Source organism: Rhizobium sp. P1_B8 (genome assembly GCF_056406515.1).
In genome coordinates this window covers 169,010-186,914 of sequence record NZ_JBFTZZ010000012.1, presented here as the reverse complement: position 1 = coordinate 186,914, position 17,905 = coordinate 169,010, and the positions used below count along the sequence as shown (strand labels likewise).

Genomic DNA, 17,905 nt, shown 5'->3' with positions numbered 1-17,905 from the left:
GCCTCTGTCGCGGCCGAGTTACGCAGCCGGCTCGCGGCGTTCGCTGGCGTCCACCTGGGCGGCTAGACCCTGCTTGACGAGAACCTTCAATTCGCCTGGATGCAGCCGGATCGAGACGTCGCGTTGGAGCGGCAGCAACTCGCCGTCCATGACGCAATTGGCCTTGAAGCGCAGTTTGGGGAAATGCAGGTGCACTTCGGCCGGGTGCAGCACCATGACATCGGCATTCTCGCGGACCTTGCCGCGCAGCATGTCGATGGCGAGTCGGGCGACACCCAGAGGCTTCAGCGGATTTGCCGTGTAGAAGCCGAGTTCGCCGCTTGTCAAATTATCGGCGTAGAGCAGCGCATTCTCACCGAAGGGATTGTTGGAGACCGAGATCGCCGACACCCTGCGGCGCTCCCGCATGCCGGCCGCCTCGAACTCGACCTCGAATTCCGGCGGGTTGAAGATAACACCCAAAGCCGCCTTCGTGCTTGCCCGGATCTTGCCCAGCCGGGAACGATAGCTGTAGGCGTTGCGGTAGCGCACCATACGGGCATGCAGGCCGGCGGAAAACTGGTGGATGAAGGGACGGCCGTTGGCGCTGGCGATATCGACATTGTCGACCTCGCCGGAAGCAAGCACATCGAGCGCCTGCCAGATATCGAGCGGCACCCGCAGCGAGCGGGCAAAGAGGTTCATCGTGCCGGCGGGCACGACGCCGAGCGCAATTCCGTTTTTCCAGGCGATCGATGCCGCTGCCGAAATCGTGCCGTCGCCACCGCCGGCGACGATACCGTCGATATCATCGCGCTTGGCCGCCCGCTCCATGGCGGGAATGATTTCCTTTCCTGAGAAGACGATGGCGTCGAAATCGTGTCCCGCTTCGCGGAAAGCCGCTTCCGCCCTCTTCTCATAGGCCAGCATGTCGGTGGTCTTGAAGGTACCGCCGTCGCGATTGAAAAAGCCTACAAGCTTCATGAGAGCTCCCGTCTCTGGCGCGGAAAATGCTCCTGCCTTGCCCTTGAGATGGTTGCGGTATCGGCGATTTCAAGCGCAGCCATCTTTCCGGAGAAAGGGCAGAAATGCAAAAATTGCAATAGACGTATGCACATAGCAGGACGCTGCACTGCAAAAAATGCACTCGACGGCGGCCGAGAGGTCACGGATAGATGGCGTATTGGAGACCTCGTCTCCACCTCCCGCCATTTCCACCGATCGGCTCGCGGCCGCGCCTGCGCCAGGGGCCATTGCCAAGCAGAAACCGCCTCGAGGAGCTCTCGTGAGTGAGATTGCCGCCAATATTTCAGTCGATAGTCGGGACTCCATTGATAGCCAGGATGAAGAGCTGCCGTCGGCAATGACCGTGGCGCTGGTCCAACTGGCGCTCGCCTGCGGCGGCTTCGGCATCGGCACCGGCGAATTCGCGATCATGGGGCTGCTGCCCAATGTCGCCGACACCTTCTCGGTCACGACGCCACAAGCCGGCTACGTCATCAGCGCCTATGCGCTCGGCGTCGTCGTCGGCGCACCCGTCATTGCCGTGCTCGCCGCGAAGATGGCGCGCCGCACCCTGCTTTTGACGCTGATGCTGATCTTTGCCGCCGGCAACATATCAAGCGCCATGGCGCCGACCTTCGAAAGCTTCACGCTGCTGCGCTTCGTCAGCGGCCTGCCGCACGGCGCCTATTTCGGCGTCGCTGCCCTTGTCGCCGCCTCGATGGTGCCGGTGCATCGCCGCGCCCGTGCCGTTGGCCGCGTCATGCTCGGCCTGACCGTTGCGACACTTCTCGGCACGCCGTTGACGACATTCTTCGGCCAGTCGCTCGACTGGCAGGTGGCGTTTTTCTCGGTCGGCGTGCTCGGCCTGCTGACGGTGGCGCTGATCTGGTTCTACGTTCCGAAGGACAGGGTTTCCGAGGAAGCTGGCTTCCTGCGCGAACTCGGCGCCTTCCGCCGGCCGCAGGTGTGGCTGACGCTCGGCATCGCCGCCGTCGGTTACGGCGGCATGTTCGCGATGTTCAGCTATATCGCCTCGACGACGACTGAGGTGGCTATGCTGCCGGAAACAGCCGTTCCGATCATGCTGGTCCTTTTCGGCGTCGGCATGAATGCGGGCAATTTCATCGGCTCGTGGCTCGCCGACAAATCGCTGCTCGGCACGATCGGCGGGTCGCTCATCTATAATGTCGTCGTGCTGACCACCTTCTCGCTGACCGCCGCCAACCCCTATATGCTCGGCCTTTGCGTCTTCCTCGTCGGTTGCGGTTTTGCCGCCGGTCCGGCGCTGCAGACGCGGCTGATGGATGTCGCCGCCGATGCGCAGACGTTAGCGGCAGCTTCCAACCATTCCGCCTTCAACATCGCCAATGCGATCGGCGCCTGGCTCGGCGGTCTCGTCATCGCCGCGGGCTACGGTTTTGCGGCGACCGGCTACGTCGGTGCGGTGCTATCCTTTCTCGGCCTCTTCGTCTTTGCAGCCTCGCTACGCCTCGAGCGCCGCGACCGGAGCGCGCAGGCCGTCTGAGGCCAGGCGCAGCTCGCGGCCCTCCGGGCTGCAGAAGACATAATCGTCACCCCAGGCGGCCAACGCCTGGATGACAGGCTTCAGCGTCATGCCGAGCGGCGTCATTGCATATTCCACCCTCGGCGGCACGACCGGATAGACGGTGCGTGATACCAGACCGGACTCTTCCAATTCACGCAGTTGCTTGGTCAGCATGCGCTGGGTCACGGCCGGCAGCTTACGCCGCAATTCATTGAAGCGCAGGGTTCCTTCCATCAGATGAAAGAGGATGACGCCCTTCCACTTCCCGTCGAGGTAAGTCAGCGTCGCTTCGACCGGGCAGCCGGGGAAATTCTTGACGAGCTTGGCGCGCGGCAATGACATTTTACAGTATCCTTTTGGGTACTACGTACAGAATTTGTGCATTCTTGCGTTGTCAGACCATAGTGCGCATCTAGCTTCCGTGCAACGAACACAGGAGTTTCCCATGCGCGCCGTCGCCTATAAAACGCCCCAACCGATCTCCGCCGAGACCTCGCTGATCGATGTCGAGCTGCCGATGCCGGAGGCTAGGGGCCACGATCTGCTCGTCGAGATCAAAGCCGTTTCGGTCAATCCCGTCGACGTGAAGGTGCGCGCCCATTCCGCACCGCCCGCGGACGAACTGAAGGTGCTCGGCTGGGATGCCGCCGGCATCGTCAAGGCCATCGGCGCTGATGTCACCCTGTTCAAGCCTGGCGACGAGGTGTTCTACTCCGGGGTCATCAGCCGCCCGGGCAGCAATGCCGAATTCCATCTCGTCGACGAGCGCATCGTCGGCACCAAACCGAAGAGCCTCGATTTCGCTGCTGCGGCCGCTCTGCCGCTGACCTCGATTACGGCCTACGAAGCACTGTTCGACCGGCTAAAGGTGCAGGACGCGGTTTCAGGAGCGGGACGCTCCATCCTGATCATCGGCGGCGCTGGCGGCGTCGGCTCGATCGCCATTCAGATCGCCCGAGTATTGACCGATCTGACGGTGATCGCCACGGCCTCGCGGCCGGAGACGCAGGACTGGGTGAAGGAACTCGGCGCGCATCACGTCGTCGACCATTCCAAACCGATCGCGCCGCAGGTGGCAGCGCTCGGCATCGGCGCGCCGGGATTCATATTCTCGACCACCAATACCGACAGCCATATTGGCGACATCGTCGAAGCGATTGCGCCGCAGGGCCGCTTCGCATTGATCGACGATCCGAAGACGCTCGACATCGTGCCCTTCAAGCGAAAGGCCGTCTCAGTTCATTGGGAGTTGATGTTCACCCGCCCGCTCTACGGCACGCCTGACATGATCGAGCAGCACAAGCTGTTGAACAGGGTTTCCGAGCTCGTCGACGGCGGAAAGATCCGCACGACGCTTTCAGAGATCGTCGGGCCAATCAATGCGGCAAACCTCAAGACGGCGCATGCCATGGTCGAAAGCGGCAGGATGAAGGGCAAGGCTGTGCTTGCAGGATTCTGAGATTCCAGCCAGCAGGCGCGGTATTTCCCGCAAGGTCGTATAAACCCGCCTGGAATGCCGCATCGCAGGGTGCGACATTCTGGCGTTAAGCATTTACCCCGCTTGACTTTTTCCGCGTTCGGGACCACCTAGCACTCACGTGGACGACACTCGTCAGCCACGGATTTCAACGGAGCCATCATAACGATGCCAAGCGACAGTAGCAGTCGATTGCCCTTGCCGTACGCGACCCTCGTGCGCTGACCGACTCCTGTCGGCTCGCCCGATCGGACGCTACGGCGGATCGACGGAAAGGCGAGCCTCAAATGAATATCAACCGCTTCCCTCTTCGGGCAGGCCATGCCGCCCGTGCCTTCATCAACAACAGCCGCGGCGCAACGATCGCAGAACGCGTCGAAGCGTTGAACGCGCTGAGCGTCCAGGACGCCGGGCGTGTTCTATGCGGCATGCCGCTCGACTATGCGGTCAACATTCTCGACCGGCCGGAGCTTCGCAACGCCGCACAGATTCTTGCGCTGATCAGCGCCGAGGACGCCGCACGGCTGCTGCACGGCATGTCCAACGACCGCGTCGCTGACGTGCTGCTTGAACTCGACGGCGAGACTCGCGCCCGGCTGTTCTCCAGCCTCGACGAACCGGTGCGCATCGCGATCCAGCACCTGATGGGCTATCCGCCGCGCACGGCCGGCGGCATCATGACGACGGAGTTCGTCAGCGTGCCTGATAGCTGGACCGTCGCCCGCACACTCGACCATGTGCGCCAGGTCGAACGTTCGCGCGAGACCGTCTACGCCATCTATGTGCTGGACGAGGTCAGCCATGCGCTGCTGCATGTGGTGACGCTGCGTCGCCTCATCACCGGCGAGCCGGACGCTTCGATCCTCTCGGTGGCACAGAAGGGCGCGCCGGTTTCGGCGGATCCGCTGATGAAGCAGGAGGATGTCGCCCGGCTGATCCGCAAGCACGACCTGCTCGCCCTGCCCGTCACCGACGAACATGGGCAGATGCTCGGCATCGTCACCGTCGACGACGTGATCGACACGATGATATCGGACACGACGGAAGCGGCCCAGAGGTTCGGCGGCATGGAGGCGCTCGGCCAGCCCTACATGAAGATCAGCTTCGCTGGCATGATCCGCAAGCGCGCCGGCTGGCTCGCAGCCCTGTTCCTCGGCGAGATGCTGACGGCAAGCGCCATGCAGCATTTCGAAGGCGAGCTGGAAAAGGCCGTGGTGCTGACGTTGTTCATCCCGCTGATCATGAGCTCGGGCGGCAATTCCGGTTCGCAGGCAACCTCGCTGATCATCCGGGCGCTGGCGCTCGGCGAGCTGAAGCTTTCGGACTGGTGGAAGGTGCTTTTGCGCGAACTGCCGACCGGCGTCGTGCTCGGCGCGATCCTCGGCCTCGTCGGCTTCGTCCGCATCGTCTTCTGGCAGTCGGCCGGGCTCTACGATTACGGCCCGCACTGGCAGATGGTCGCCGTCACGGTGTTTGCCGCCCTGATCGGGATCGTCACCTTCGGCTCGATCTGCGGATCGATGCTGCCCTTCGTGCTGCAGAAGCTCCGGCTCGATCCGGCCAGCGCCTCGGCCCCTTTTGTCGCCACGCTGGTCGATGTCACCGGGCTCGTCATCTACTTCTCGGTGGCGCTGCTCATCCTCAGCGGGACGCTGCTCTAACCTGCAAGCATGCCCGAGGGGAATTATTTTCCCTCGGGCAGTTTCAGCGGCCCGTGCGTCTTGATGCTGCGGATGGCGAAATTCGAGCGGATGTCGCTGACATTCGGCAAGGTCAACAGCGTTTCGGTCAGAAGCCGTTCGTAGGCGGCGAGATCCTCCACCACCACTTCTGCAAGGAAATCGGCCGTGCCTGAAATCAGGAAGCAGGAGACGATCTCGGGGATGGCGAGCAGAGCCTTCTGCTGCGCCTCGGAATTTTCGCGGCTGTGCTGGACGACCTTGAATTCGACGAAGACGGTGAGGCCGAGACCGACTTCCTTGCGATCGATATCCGCGGTGTAACCGCGGATGATCCCGGAGCGTTCGAGATTGCGGATGCGGCGCAGGCAGGGCGACGGCGAAAGGTTCACCTTCTCGGCGATCTCGACATTGGTGGCCCGCGCATCCTCCTGCAGGCACTTCAGGATGGCGATATCGAATTTATCGAGATTTGGCATTTTCATGATCCCTGCTGGCATCAATTGGCAGAAGATTGCGCATAACATGATTTTTGAGCTAGAGATAGCAAGGACATGCCCTGACCTCTGGCGCTAGTCTTCTCTTCAACCGGACAGGCTCCGGATGAAAGAAAGGACAGGACGATGACCACCATTGCTTTCACGAACGACAAGTCGCCGTCGCAGGTACTGGGTTATGCCGGCGGCACTATTACCGTGCTGATCTGGGCGACATGGTTTCTTGTCACCCGCCATAGCGCAGCAACGCCGCTCGGCTCGATCGACATTGGGCTGATCCGCTTCGGAATTCCGGCGCTGGTGCTTTCACCCGTCTGGCTGAAGACGGGGCTGCTGCCGAAGGCCATGCCACTTCACCTGCTGGCAATCATGGTATCAGGCTCCGGCGCCGTCTTCTTCCTGCTGACGACGCTGGCAATCCACTCGACGCCGGCCGCCTCCTCAGGGATCCTGCTCGGCGGCTCCATGCCGCTTGCCGCGGCGCTGATCGGCATTATGCTGTTTCGCGAAAGACCCGACAGCACCTGCATCGCTGGGCTCGTTGCGATCGTCGCCGGCGTGCTGATCCTGCTCACGCGCAGCCTTGCGGACGCCTCGCTGCCATGGACGAGCTTCGTGCTGTTGCCGGCCGGCGCCGTTCTCTGGGCAAGCTATACGCATGCCTTCCGCCGCTCGGGCCTGACCGCCGTGCAGGCGAGCGCCTTGATCGCCGTCTGGTCCTTCCTGATCATGGGCGCGCTCGCCCTCATCTTCGGCATCTCGCTGCCACAGGTTCCTCTTCAGGAGATCGGCCTGCAGGTGCTGAGCCAGGGCGTTCTTTCCGGCCTCGTCGCCATGGTCGCCTACGGCACCGCCGTCAGAACACTCGGGGGAACACAGGCCGCCGCCTTCACGGCGCTGACGCCGGTGCTCGCAACGCTTGGCGGCGGCTTGCTGCTTGGCGAAGCCATCGGCATGACGGAAATCAGCGCCGCCGTGATCACCGGCATCGGCGTGGCGCTTTCGACGGGTATTGCGGCACCGCGCCGCTGAAATCCAACACCAACGGCAGATGAAGCCGCCTGCAGCCATCGCTGCGGCGGCTTTTTCAATGGAGACGGCGTCCTTACCGAGCTTCGAACGGCCAAGTCAGGCCTGGATGACGACGACCCTGGCGCCGACCTCGACGCGGCTATAGAGGTCGATCACGTCGTGGTTCATCATGCGGACACAGCCGCTCGACATGGCCAGACCAATCGATTGCGGCTGGTTGGTGCCATGAATGCGAAAATGGGTGTCGTTGCCGCCGCGAAAGAGATACATGGCCCGCGCACCGAGCGGGTTGTTCGGGCCGCCCGGCATGCCGCCGGCAAGCTTGCGATAGCGCTCTTCATGGCGCTGCATGTTTTCGGTGGGCGTCCAGCTCGGCCACTCGGCCTTGCGGCCGATATAGGCGTTACCTGCAAAGGCCAGCCCCTCGCGACCGACACCGACACCATAACGCATCGCCCTGCCCCCGCCGAGGACGTAATAGGCGCGGCGCGCGGGTGTATCGACGATCACGGTGCCGGCAGCATGGGTGGTTTCGTAGGCCACTTCCTGGCGGCGGAGCTCCGGCTTGATCTTGTCGATCGGCACCTGCTTCAACGGGAATTTTTCGTCCGGAAGTGCAGCATAATTGGTCTGGCTGTTCAGACCGGTCGAAGAGCAGCCGGCCACGAAAAGCGGCAGGGCGATCAGGAAGCCCCGGCGGGAGATCGTCATGAATGTGTCCTTAGTGCGTCAACACGATGTCGCAAGCTAAGGAAATTATGGTTAACGAACGGCTAATAGCCTCCGGCAGAAGGCGATCACGAAGGCGTCAGCACGTGAAAATTGTCGGCCGCGAGGACAAGCCGCCTCACATATTCGGATAGACCGGCCCCTCGCCGCCCTGCGGCGGCACCCAGTTGATGTTCTGGTTGGGGTCCTTGATGTCGCAGGTCTTGCAGTGCACGCAGTTCTGGGCGTTGATGACGAAGACGTCCTTGCCATCCTTTTCCACCCATTCATAAACGCCGGCCGGACAGTAGCGCGTCGACGGGCCGGCATAGATGTCGTGTTCCGAACTCTTCTGCAGCGCCATGTCCTTGACCTGCAGATGCACCGGCTGGTCCTCCTCGTGATTGGTGTTCGACAGGAACACCGAGGACAGCCGGTCGAAGGTCAGGACGCCATCGGGTTTCGGATAGGCGATCGGCTTGTGCATCGAGGCAGGTTCGAGCGACTGCGCATCGGTCTTGCCATGTTTCAGCGTGCCGAAGACGGAAAGGCCGAACAGCGTGTTGGTCCACATGTCGAAGCCGCCGAGCGCTACGCCAAGTGCGGTGCCGAACTTCGACCATAGCGGCTTGACGTTGCGGACGCGTTTCAAATCCTTGCCGATGTCGCCCTTGCGCCATTCAGTCTCGATCTCGGTCACTTCGTCATGGCTGCGGCCTGATATAATCGCGGCGGCGATCTTCTCGGCCGCCAGCATGCCCGACAGCACCGCGTTGTGGCTGCCCTTGATGCGCGGCACGTTGACGAGACCGGCCGAACAGCCGATCAGCGCGCCGCCGGGGAAGGAAAGCTTCGGCACCGACTGGTAGCCGCCCTCGGTGATGGCGCGAGCGCCATAAGACAGCCGCTTGCCGCCCTCGAAGGTGGTGCGGATCGCTGGATGGGTCTTGAAGCGCTGGAATTCCTCGAAGGGATAGAGATAGGGGTTCTTGTAATTGAGGTGGACGACGAAGCCGACCGCCACCAGATTGTCTTCCAGGTGATAGAGGAAGGAGCCGCCGCCGGTCTTCATGCCGAGCGGCCAGCCGAAGGAGTGCTGCACCAGGCCCGGCCTGTGGTTCTCGGACTTCACCTGCCAGAGCTCCTTGATGCCGATGCCGAACTTTTGTGGTTCACGGTCTTTCTGCAGATCGAACTTGGCAATCAGCTGCTTGGCGAGCGAGCCGCGCACACCCTCGCCGATCAGCACATATTTGCCGAGCAGTTCCATGCCGCGGGTATAGTTCGGCCCAGGTTCGCCGTTCTTCTCGATGCCCATGTCGCCGGTGGCGACCCCGGTCACCGCACCCTCGTCATTGTAGAGCACTTCTACTGCGGCAAAACCCGGATAGATCTCGACGCCGAGTTCTTCGGCCTTGGTCGCCAGCCAGCGACAGACGAGCCCAAGCGAGACGATGTAGTTGCCGTGATTGTTCATCAGGGGCGGCATCAGCACATTCGGCAGGCGAACAGAGCCGGCCGGGCCAAGCAGCAGGAAGTGATCTGATGTGACCTTGGTCTTGAACGGATGATCGGCCTCGTCGCGCCAGCCGGGCAACAGCCGGTCGATGCCGATCGGGTCGACCACGGCGCCCGAGAGGATATGCGCGCCAACTTCCGCGCCCTTCTCCAGCACGACGACCGACAGCTCCGGATTGACCTGCTTCAACCGGATCGCCGCCGCAAGACCGGCAGGACCGGCGCCGACGATCACCACGTCGAATTCCATGCTCTCGCGTTCGGGCAGCTCAGTCGTCTCGGTCATTCACTCGTCTCCGCTTGGCGGCACGCGGCCGTCATCCCCGTCATGGCACTTTCTTGTCAAAACGAGAAAGCATTGTCGAGCCGGGATACGACAGCCAATCTTCCAATTCGCACAATGATGACGTCTCGTGAGGCAGAATTACATAACGTTTACGTCAACGTCAATTATCAAACGCTGCCGAACCGGTCACATTCCCTTTCCTTTTCCGCTGCTTGCGCCTTATACATCGCTCTGACATATCGGAGGACAATCATGGATCTCGGCATCAAGGGCAAACGGGCACTCGTCCTCGCCTCTTCGCGCGGCCTCGGCCTCGGCATCGCCGTGGCGCTGGCGCGGGAAGGCGCAAACGTGCTGCTCTGCGGGCGCAGCGGCGAACAGCTGGACGCCAATTGCAAGGCGATCAATAGCGAAGGCAAAGGCCGGGCCGACTGGATCTGGGCCGATCTCGGGGACGAACGCTTCGTCGAAATGACGACGACGGCGGTGAAGGAGAAGTTCGGCGGGCTCGATATCCTCGTCAACAATACCGGCGGACCGACGCCCGGCACGACGGAGGACATGACGGGCGAAAAGCTCGAAAGCTATTTCCTCTCCATGGTCGCTCGGGTGATCACGCTCACCAATGCGCTGCTGCCCGGCATGAAGGCGCAGGGCTGGGGCCGCATCCTCACGGTTGCCTCATCCGGCGTGATCGAACCGATTGCCAATCTGGCGCTGTCGAATACGCTGCGCCCGGCCCTTGCCGGGTGGAGCAAGACGCTTGCCTCCGAAGTGGCGAGCTTCGGCGTCACCACCAACCTGCTCCTGCCGGGCAGTATCCTGACGGCGCGGCTCGACGATCTCGATGGGGCTGCGGCAAAGCGGACTGGCAAGAGCCTCGAGGAGATCCGTACCGACAAGGAAGCGCGCATTCCGGTCGGCCGCTACGGCAGGGTCGAGGAATTTGCCGCAACCGCTGCCTTCCTATGCAGCCAGCCGGCAAGCTACATCACCGGCTCGCTCATCCGCTGCGACGGCGGCGCGGCGCGGTCCGTCTGACCATTCCCTCTCAGCCGACACGGGCCGCCGCCGCCCATGCCGCGGCACTTCGGATCATCTGTTCGACGTAAGCCGGATCTTCCGCAAAGTCGGCGAGCTCGGAAAGACGATGGAAACCCGTCAGGATCGCAATACGCCGCCGGTCGAGCCTGCGTCCAGTCAGCATTTCATAGGCCGATACGATGCGGGCGGTCAGATCGGGCGAGATGAAGTTCGAATAGATGAATTCCTGGTGCAACGGGCCAAAGCCTGAATCGCCAAAATCATAAATGCCATTCAGCCGCTTTTGCGCATGGTCGAAGGCCATGTTCCAGCCATGACCATCGAAGAAGCCGTAGATGCTGCCGTAAGGATCGGGCGGCAAGGCTTCGAAATCGGAAATGATGGCCTGGGCAAAGCTCTTGATGTCAGGCGGCAGCAGCGGCAAAGCCCTCGTTCGCACCGTCTCCGGCGATTGCCATGGCTGGATCGCGCCGGCACCGGCCGAGCGCAGGCGATCGGCATCGAGCACGTGCAACTCGGCGTAAAAGCGGGCGAGATCTTCGGCGAGATGCTGACGATCGCCTTCGCCAAGCGCATCGTAATCTTCGGCGATGAGATGTTCGCCGTCGAGCTTGGCATGGCTGGAGAAGATCGGCGGCCCGTCATGAATGCGCATGTCTGGAACCGCCATCGACAACGACGGCCGAACGATGTCGAGCAAGGCGGCTTCCTTCTGCAGCGCTCTTTCCGCGCCGAGATTGCGAGGAAACTTGAAGATCAGCGTATCGTCAACGTCGACCGCCATCGAATCCCAGCCCTTCGCCGCCAGCTTGAAGACGGAGGCCGTGAGTTCAGGAAACACACTTATGATGAGAGAACGAAATTCGCTGGCGTCCAACTCGGTCATGACGACCTGCCTTCTCTGGTTTTTTCCGCGTTCTTCGCGGGGGGCAAATGACGGCGCACGGATCGACATGGTCTTGTCGCGAGCCGCCTGCCCTCCGCCGTCAAACGGCATCGGGTTACACTGGGATTATATTAGTCTAGTTTGAATATTACGGAATATTCATTACAAAAATTTAAGCCGTTATAACCACTTAGTGATCACGACCCGGGAATTATGTCTTTTTTGCGCCGCAATATAAGTGGCTCAATCGAGGCATAAAATTCGCAACCTTGCCCCCGCAACCTTGCCCAAAGACCGGTATCGCCCATGAAGAAATTTTGGATCACCATCAGCGTTATCGCCGTTGCCGCCGTCGGCGTCTGGCAATTCGGGAATCGGGTCCCTTATGCCTCTCGCATTCCCTACCTCTCGCAGTTCATCAAGCAGCCGGAAACCGGCAATGGCGGCGGGCAGCAGGCACAGGCAGATCAGGGGCAAGATGGCGGGCAACATCAGGGCGGCGGGCGCAGACGCGGTGGTGGCGGCCCGACCGTCGTCAAAACAGTCGCGGCCGTGAAGACGACGCTGCCGATGGATGTGACGGCGTCCGGCTGGGCCGATGCCGATGACAATACGACCATTGCCGCACAGGAACAGGGCCTGATCGTCAGCATCAATGCGCAGGATGGGGCGACCGTCAAAGCCGGGGACCTGATCGCCAAGCTGGACGATCGGACGGCCAAGGCGACCGTCGACAAGGACAATGCGATGATCGTGCGCGACACGGCAACCCTTTCGGAAGCCGAAACCGCATTGACGCGCGCGCAGGACCTCTTCGATCAGAAGGCCGGCACCCAGCAGAGCCTCGACCAGGCGGTCGCCGCCCGTGATACCGCTGCAGCCACGGTCGACGCCGACAAGGCGTCACTGGCCTCCGATCAGATCTTGCTCGAGCACACCGACATCCGCGCTCCCTTCGACGGCCGGCTCGGCGATATCGCTGTCAGCAAGGGCGCTTTCCTCAGTGCCGGCGCGGCAATCGTCACTATTGCGAAATACGATCCGATCTACGTGAAATTCCACCTGCAGGAACGCTATCTCAGGGAGCTGAAGAGCGCCTTGGCAGCCGGTCCGGTCGAGGTCAGCACCGCCCCCAATTCCACCAAGGGGCAAGTGCGAAAGGGCGAAATCAGCTTCTACGACAACACGGTCGATACGGCCTCGGGCACGATCCTCGCCAAGGCGAAATTCGAGAATGCCTCCGGCGCGCTCTGGCCAGGCCAGTCGGTCAACATCGTCGTGCATTTCAACAATGACCAACAGCAAGTGGTGGTGCCGACGGTTGCCGTCAGCCCTGGTCCGGAGGGTTTCTTCGCCTTCGTCGCCAAGGACGGCAAATCGCATCTGACGGCCGTCACCGTTGCCCGCGCGAACGGCGGCTTCACCGCCATAGAATCGGGCCTTCAGGCAGGCGATCACGTCGTCGTCGAGGGCCAGGGCCAGCTCAGCGACCAGCAGGCGATCAACGAGCAGTTCGATGAAAAGACGCTTGATGTCGCCTCCGCCGAAGAGCCTCGGCAACAGCAGCCATCCGAGACGATCGCGGTGGGAGCTCAGCAATGATCCCGAATTTCTGTATCCAGCGCCCCGTCGCGACGACGCTGCTTGCGATCGGCGTCATTCTGGCCGGTCTTGTCGGTTATCAGCTCGTACCCGTCGCAGCGCTACCGCAGGTCGACTTTCCCACCATCAACGTTTCGGCACAGTTGAGCGGCGCCTCGCCGCAGACGATGGCGACCTCGGTTTCGACGCCGCTGATCAAGCAGTTCGAGACCATTCCCGGGATCACCGAAATCAGCGCCTCCAGTTCGCTCGGCAGCACCAGCATCGTGCTGCAGTTCGACCTCAGTCGTAATATCGATGCGGCCGCAGCCGACGTGCAGGCCGCGATTTCACATGCCACCCGGCAACTGCCCGACAATCTGACGACGCCGCCGAGTTATCGCAAGACGAACCCGGCCGATGCGCCTGTCATGCTGCTCTCGGTGCAGAGCAACACCATGCCGCGCAGCAAGCTTGACGACATCGCCGAGAACATCATCTCGCCGTCGCTTTCGACGCTTCCCGGCGTTGCCCAGGTCAGCGTCTACGGTGCGCAGACCTATGCCGTGCGCGTCGAGGTCGATCCCAATAAGCTTTTGACCCGCGGCATCGGCATCGACACCGTGAACAAGGCGCTTGCTGCCGCCAACAGCCAGCAGCCTGTGGGATCGCTGCAGAACAATTCGCAGAGCATGACCATCACGGCGAACACGCAGCGCACCAGCGCCGAACAATTCCGTTCGCTCGTCATTGCCAATCCGAACGGCGCGCCGATCCACCTCGGCGATATTGCCGATGTGCAAGACAGTGTTGAGAACCAATATACCGGCAGCTGGTATGACGGCCAACGCGGCATCATCCTCGCCATCCAGCGCCAGCCGGATGCCAACACGGTCGATGTCGTCGATGCGATCAACGCCAAGCTGCCGCAGCTTCACGCCGAAATCCCGCCTTCCGTCAACACGGTCGTCATGAATGACGCCGCAAAGCCGATTCGCGATGCCATCTCCGACGTGAAGTTCACGCTGCTCCTAACGATCGGCCTCGTCGTTCTCGTCATCTACCTCTTTACCGGCCATGCGACAGCAACGATCATTCCCGGGCTTGCCGTTCCGCTGTCGCTGATCTCGACCTTCGGCATGATGTATGTGCTCGGCTACAGTATCGACAACATCTCGCTGCTCGGACTAACGCTCGCGGTGGGGCTCGTGGTGGATGACGCCATCGTCATGCTCGAGAACATTCTGCGCCATGTCGAGGATGGCATGCCGGTGCGGGAAGCGGCGATCAAGGGTGCGGGCGAAGTCAGCTACACCATCATTTCCATGTCGGTTTCGTTGATCGCGGTCTTCATCCCGATCCTGCTGATGGGCGGCGTTGTCGGCCGCGTGTTCAACGAATTCGGCATGGTGGTTGCGATTGCGATCATCTCTTCGGCAATCGTCTCGCTGACCGTGACGCCGATGCTCGCCTCGCGTCTGTCCAACCACCAGAGCCGCCCGCCGCTCATGATCCGCATCTTCGATGCCGGCTTCGAACGGACGCTGCGCGGCTATGACAGGGCTGTCGGCTGGTGCCTTCGCCACCGCCCCACCATCCTCGGCGTTTTCCTCGCCTCGGTGGCACTGACGATCTATTTCTTCATGACGCTGCCGACAAGCTTCTTCCCACAGGAGGATATCGGCCGCCTGACGATCAGCACGCAGGCCCGGCAAGACATTTCCTATTCGGCCATGGAGGCGCTGCAGCAGCAGGCGGCAGCCGTCGTCAAGGCGAACCCGGCGGTCAACCATGTGATGTCGACGATCGGCGGCAACCCCAACAAGCCACAGAACAACGGCTCGATGTTCGTCGAACTCAAGGACAAGGACCAGCGTGCGCCGCTTGACCAGACGCTGCGCGAGCTGCGCACGGCGATCAACAAGATCCCCGGCCTGCAGGCCTTCGTGACACCGAACCAGAGCCTGCGCTTCGGCGGTCGCCAGACGGCCAGCCAATATCAGCTGGTGGTGCAGGCGCTGAGTGCTGATCAGACCAACCTGTGGGCCGGCAAGATCCAGGCGGCGATGCGTAAGGACCGGCTGTTCACCGACGTGACCTCGGATGCCCAGAACAACGCCCTGCAGGCCAATATCGTCATCGATACCGAGCGGGCAGCCGCCTACGGGATCGACAATGATACGCTGCGCACGACGCTGCAGGAATCCTTCAGCGGATATGCAGCGGCGGAAATCCAGTCTACCGGCGATAGCTACGACGTCATCGTCGAATACGACACGAGCAAGCCCTGGGACGACCAGAAGCTCTCGGAAATCCGTGTCGCCTCGGCCAATGGCAGCCTGGTGCCGCTTTCAAACTTCGCGCATGTCGAGCGCACGGTCGGCCCTGTAACAATCAACCAGACGGGCCAGCTCGTCTCGACCACCGTTTCCTTCAACCTGCCGGAAGGCGTCTCGCTCAGCGACGCGACGGCGGCAATCGACCAGATCAAGACGGAAATGAGCATGCCGGCCGACGTTTTCACCTCCTATGGCGGTACAGCGCAGATCTTCGAGCAGTCTCAGGGCAATACGCCATACCTCATCCTTGCGGCGGTGCTGACCATCTATGTCGTGCTCGGCGTACTCTACGAGAGCTTCATCCACCCGCTCACCATTCTGTCCGGCCTGCCGGCCGCGGCATTCGGTGCGCTGCTGGCGCTTGATATCATGGGTTTCGACCTGTCGATCATCGCCCTTATCGGCCTGCTGATGCTGATCGGCATCGTCAAGAAGAACGCGATCATGATGATCGACGTGGCGGTGGAGACCATGCGCACGACCGGCGAAAAGGCGACGGTGGCGATCCACGAAGCCTGCGTGCGACGCTTCCGACCGATCATGATGACGACCTTCTGTGCCCTGCTCGGCGCCTTGCCGATCGCGCTCGGCACCGGCGCAAGTTCCGAACTGCGCCAGCCGCTCGGCATCGCCGTCGTCGGCGGCCTGATCGTCTCGCAGATGCTGACGCTCTTCATCACCCCGGTCATTTTCGTCGAGATGGACCGCTTCGGAAGCTTCCTCGGCCGCCTGATCGGCCACAAGAAGGTCGAGGAGCCGGAGGTGCAGGAGGCAAGGGCAATGGCCGCCGAGTGATGACGGCCCTCTGAGTTCGGCATTGCCGATTGACCCCTTCTTCTTCCAACCGGGAGAAGAAGTGCGCCCGCGATCACATCAACTTCCGCTCCTCTTGAATGTGTCACGCCTCTGTGGCATCACCCGCCCTCCTGAATCCGGGGCGTGCTTACGCCCTTTCGCGGAGCGATGCTCCGTCTCCAATAACAATCGGCATGAAGAGGTGCGGGCATGGCTCAGGCGCTGGGTTTCGACTTCGGCACGACGAATACGGTTCTCGCCATGGCGGATGGCGGGGCGACGCGCTCGATGGCGTTCACCAGCACGGAGGGTACGGCCGACAGCATGCGCACGGCGCTTTCCTTCATGAAGGATGCCCAGCTCGGCGCGTCAGCACTGAAGGTGGAGGCAGGCCATGCAGCGATCCGCCAATTCATCGACAATCCCGGCGAATGTCGCTTCCTGCAGTCGATCAAGACTTTTGCGGCAAGCGCGCTGTTCCAGGGCACGCTGATCTTCGCCAAACGGCATAATTTCGAGGATCTGATGGAGGTCTTCGTGCGGCGCCTGCGCAACTATGCCGGCGACCACTGGCCTTCTGATGTCAGCCGTATCGTCACCGGCCGGCCGGTGCATTTTGCCGGCGCCAGCCCCGATCCGGCGTTGGCGACCGAACGATACAATGAGGCGCTGTCGCGCTTCGGTTTTCCCGAGATCCACTATGTCTATGAGCCGGTCGCCGCTGCCTTCTACTTCGCGCAGAACCTGAAGCAGGATGCCACCGTACTGGTTGCCGATTTCGGTGGCGGCACGACCGACTATTCGCTGATCCGCTTCGAGACCGTTGCCGGCAAGCTGACGGCAACACCGATCGGCCATTCCGGCGTCGGCGTCGCCGGCGATCACTTCGACTACAGGATGATCGACAACATCGTCGCACCGCTGATCGGCAAAGGCAGCCATTTCAAGAGCTTCGACAAGATTCTCGAAGTGCCGTCCAACTACTATTCCAGCTTCGGCCGCTGGAACCAGCTGTCGATCTTCAAGACCACACGCGAATTCGAGGATCTGAAGAAGCTGGTACGCACCAGCCTGGAACCGGAAAAGCTCGAAATCTTCATCGACCTCATCGACCATGACGAGGGCTACCCGCTCTATCAGGCTGTGTCGGCGACGAAGATGGCGCTCTCGGCCGCGGAGGAGGCGCCTTTCGATTTCGCGCCGCTTGGTCGCGGTGGGCATCGCAGCATCAAGCGCAGCGATTTCGAAGGCTGGATCGCCGATGATCTCGCCCGCATCGAAGGCGCGCTCGACGACGTGCTCGACAAGACCGAGACGAAGCCTGCGGAGATCGATAAGGTGTTCCTCACCGGCGGCACCTCCTTCGTGCCGGCGGTGCGCCGCATCTTCACCGAACGCTTCGAGCGCGACCGGATCGAAAGCGGCGGCGAGCTGTTGTCGATCGCCCACGGCCTGGCGCTGATCGGCGAACGCGAGGACATCGCGCAATGGACTGTGCAATAGCACCGGCAAGGGCGGGCAATCTGCCGCCCA

The 17,905-nt window shown here is 61.8% G+C and carries 14 protein-coding genes; 8 read left to right on the top strand and 6 right to left on the bottom strand.

Features of this window, described 5'->3' with window-relative positions:
- Window positions 1-18: 18 nt before the first annotated feature.
- On the bottom strand, window positions 19-963 hold the full coding sequence (locus AC1D2N_RS16275) for a diacylglycerol/lipid kinase family protein (RefSeq protein WP_018241337.1): 945 nt from the start codon (window positions 961-963) through the stop codon (window positions 19-21).
- Window positions 964-1,264: 301 nt separating this feature from the next.
- Here AC1D2N_RS16275 and AC1D2N_RS16270 point away from each other — a divergent pair, with 301 nt between their 5' ends.
- Window positions 1,265-2,509: an MFS transporter gene (locus AC1D2N_RS16270; protein WP_018241336.1), complete on the top strand. Its 1,245-nt coding sequence runs from the start codon at window positions 1,265-1,267 to the stop codon at window positions 2,507-2,509.
- On the opposite strand, the gene AC1D2N_RS16265 is transcribed toward AC1D2N_RS16270, so the two are convergent.
- The gene (locus tag AC1D2N_RS16265; protein ID WP_018241335.1) at window positions 2,468-2,872 is read right to left on the bottom strand and encodes a winged helix-turn-helix transcriptional regulator; all 405 of its coding nucleotides are present in this window, start codon (window positions 2,870-2,872) and stop codon (window positions 2,468-2,470) included. The two genes, AC1D2N_RS16270 and AC1D2N_RS16265, sit on opposite strands and share 42 nt — an antisense overlap.
- Before the next feature lie 103 nt (window positions 2,873-2,975).
- Between AC1D2N_RS16265 and AC1D2N_RS16260 the strand changes: the two genes are divergently transcribed.
- Window positions 2,976-3,989, top strand: a complete 1,014-nt coding sequence (locus tag AC1D2N_RS16260; protein WP_130652092.1) for a zinc-binding alcohol dehydrogenase family protein — start codon at window positions 2,976-2,978, stop codon at window positions 3,987-3,989.
- 305 nt (window positions 3,990-4,294) lie between these two features.
- Window positions 4,295-5,668 (top strand): magnesium transporter, encoded by a 1,374-nt coding sequence (gene mgtE / locus AC1D2N_RS16255; RefSeq protein WP_028734311.1) that lies wholly within the window; start codon window positions 4,295-4,297, stop codon window positions 5,666-5,668.
- Window positions 5,669-5,691: 23 nt separating this feature from the next.
- On the opposite strand, the gene AC1D2N_RS16250 is transcribed toward mgtE, so the two are convergent.
- Entirely contained in the window at window positions 5,692-6,213 is a 522-nt protein-coding gene (locus AC1D2N_RS16250; RefSeq protein ID WP_193444731.1) for an Lrp/AsnC family transcriptional regulator, read from the bottom strand.
- 96 nt (window positions 6,214-6,309) lie between these two features.
- On the opposite strand from AC1D2N_RS16250, the gene AC1D2N_RS16245 reads away from it, so the two are divergent.
- Window positions 6,310-7,215 carry a DMT family transporter gene (locus AC1D2N_RS16245; protein WP_130652091.1) on the top strand — a complete coding sequence of 302 codons (906 nt, stop codon included), beginning with the start codon at window positions 6,310-6,312 and terminating at the stop codon, window positions 7,213-7,215.
- Window positions 7,216-7,311: 96 nt separating this feature from the next.
- Here the strand turns inward: AC1D2N_RS16245 and AC1D2N_RS16240 are convergent, their stop codons facing one another.
- A complete protein-coding gene (locus tag AC1D2N_RS16240; RefSeq protein WP_130652090.1) occupies window positions 7,312-7,926 on the bottom strand; it encodes a L,D-transpeptidase in 615 nt (204 codons plus the stop codon).
- Between the two features lie 136 nt (window positions 7,927-8,062).
- Entirely contained in the window at window positions 8,063-9,727 is a 1,665-nt protein-coding gene (locus AC1D2N_RS16235; protein ID WP_130652089.1) for an electron transfer flavoprotein-ubiquinone oxidoreductase, read from the bottom strand.
- Between the two features lie 252 nt (window positions 9,728-9,979).
- Between AC1D2N_RS16235 and AC1D2N_RS16230 the strand changes: the two genes are divergently transcribed.
- The gene (locus tag AC1D2N_RS16230; RefSeq protein WP_018241329.1) at window positions 9,980-10,768 is read left to right on the top strand and encodes an SDR family oxidoreductase; all 789 of its coding nucleotides are present in this window, start codon (window positions 9,980-9,982) and stop codon (window positions 10,766-10,768) included.
- A 10-nt stretch (window positions 10,769-10,778) separates the two neighbouring features.
- On the opposite strand, the gene AC1D2N_RS16225 is transcribed toward AC1D2N_RS16230, so the two are convergent.
- Window positions 10,779-11,657, bottom strand: coding sequence for a phosphotransferase family protein (locus AC1D2N_RS16225; RefSeq protein WP_130652088.1), 879 nt, complete (start codon window positions 11,655-11,657; stop codon window positions 10,779-10,781).
- Between the two features lie 306 nt (window positions 11,658-11,963).
- On the opposite strand from AC1D2N_RS16225, the gene AC1D2N_RS16220 reads away from it, so the two are divergent.
- The 3 genes from AC1D2N_RS16220 to AC1D2N_RS16210 all read left to right on the top strand — a co-directional run bounded on the left by AC1D2N_RS16220 (window position 11,964) and on the right by AC1D2N_RS16210 (window position 17,875).
- Window positions 11,964-13,259, top strand: a complete 1,296-nt coding sequence (locus tag AC1D2N_RS16220; protein WP_130652087.1) for an efflux RND transporter periplasmic adaptor subunit — start codon at window positions 11,964-11,966, stop codon at window positions 13,257-13,259.
- Complete coding sequence (locus AC1D2N_RS16215; RefSeq protein WP_477981582.1) at window positions 13,256-16,372, top strand: efflux RND transporter permease subunit; 3,117 nt, start codon at window positions 13,256-13,258, stop codon at window positions 16,370-16,372. Before AC1D2N_RS16220 ends, AC1D2N_RS16215 begins: the two co-directional genes overlap by 4 nt.
- A 210-nt stretch (window positions 16,373-16,582) precedes the next feature.
- Entirely contained in the window at window positions 16,583-17,875 is a 1,293-nt protein-coding gene (locus tag AC1D2N_RS16210) for an Hsp70 family protein (protein WP_018446190.1), read from the top strand.
- Window positions 17,876-17,905 lie beyond the last annotated feature (30 nt).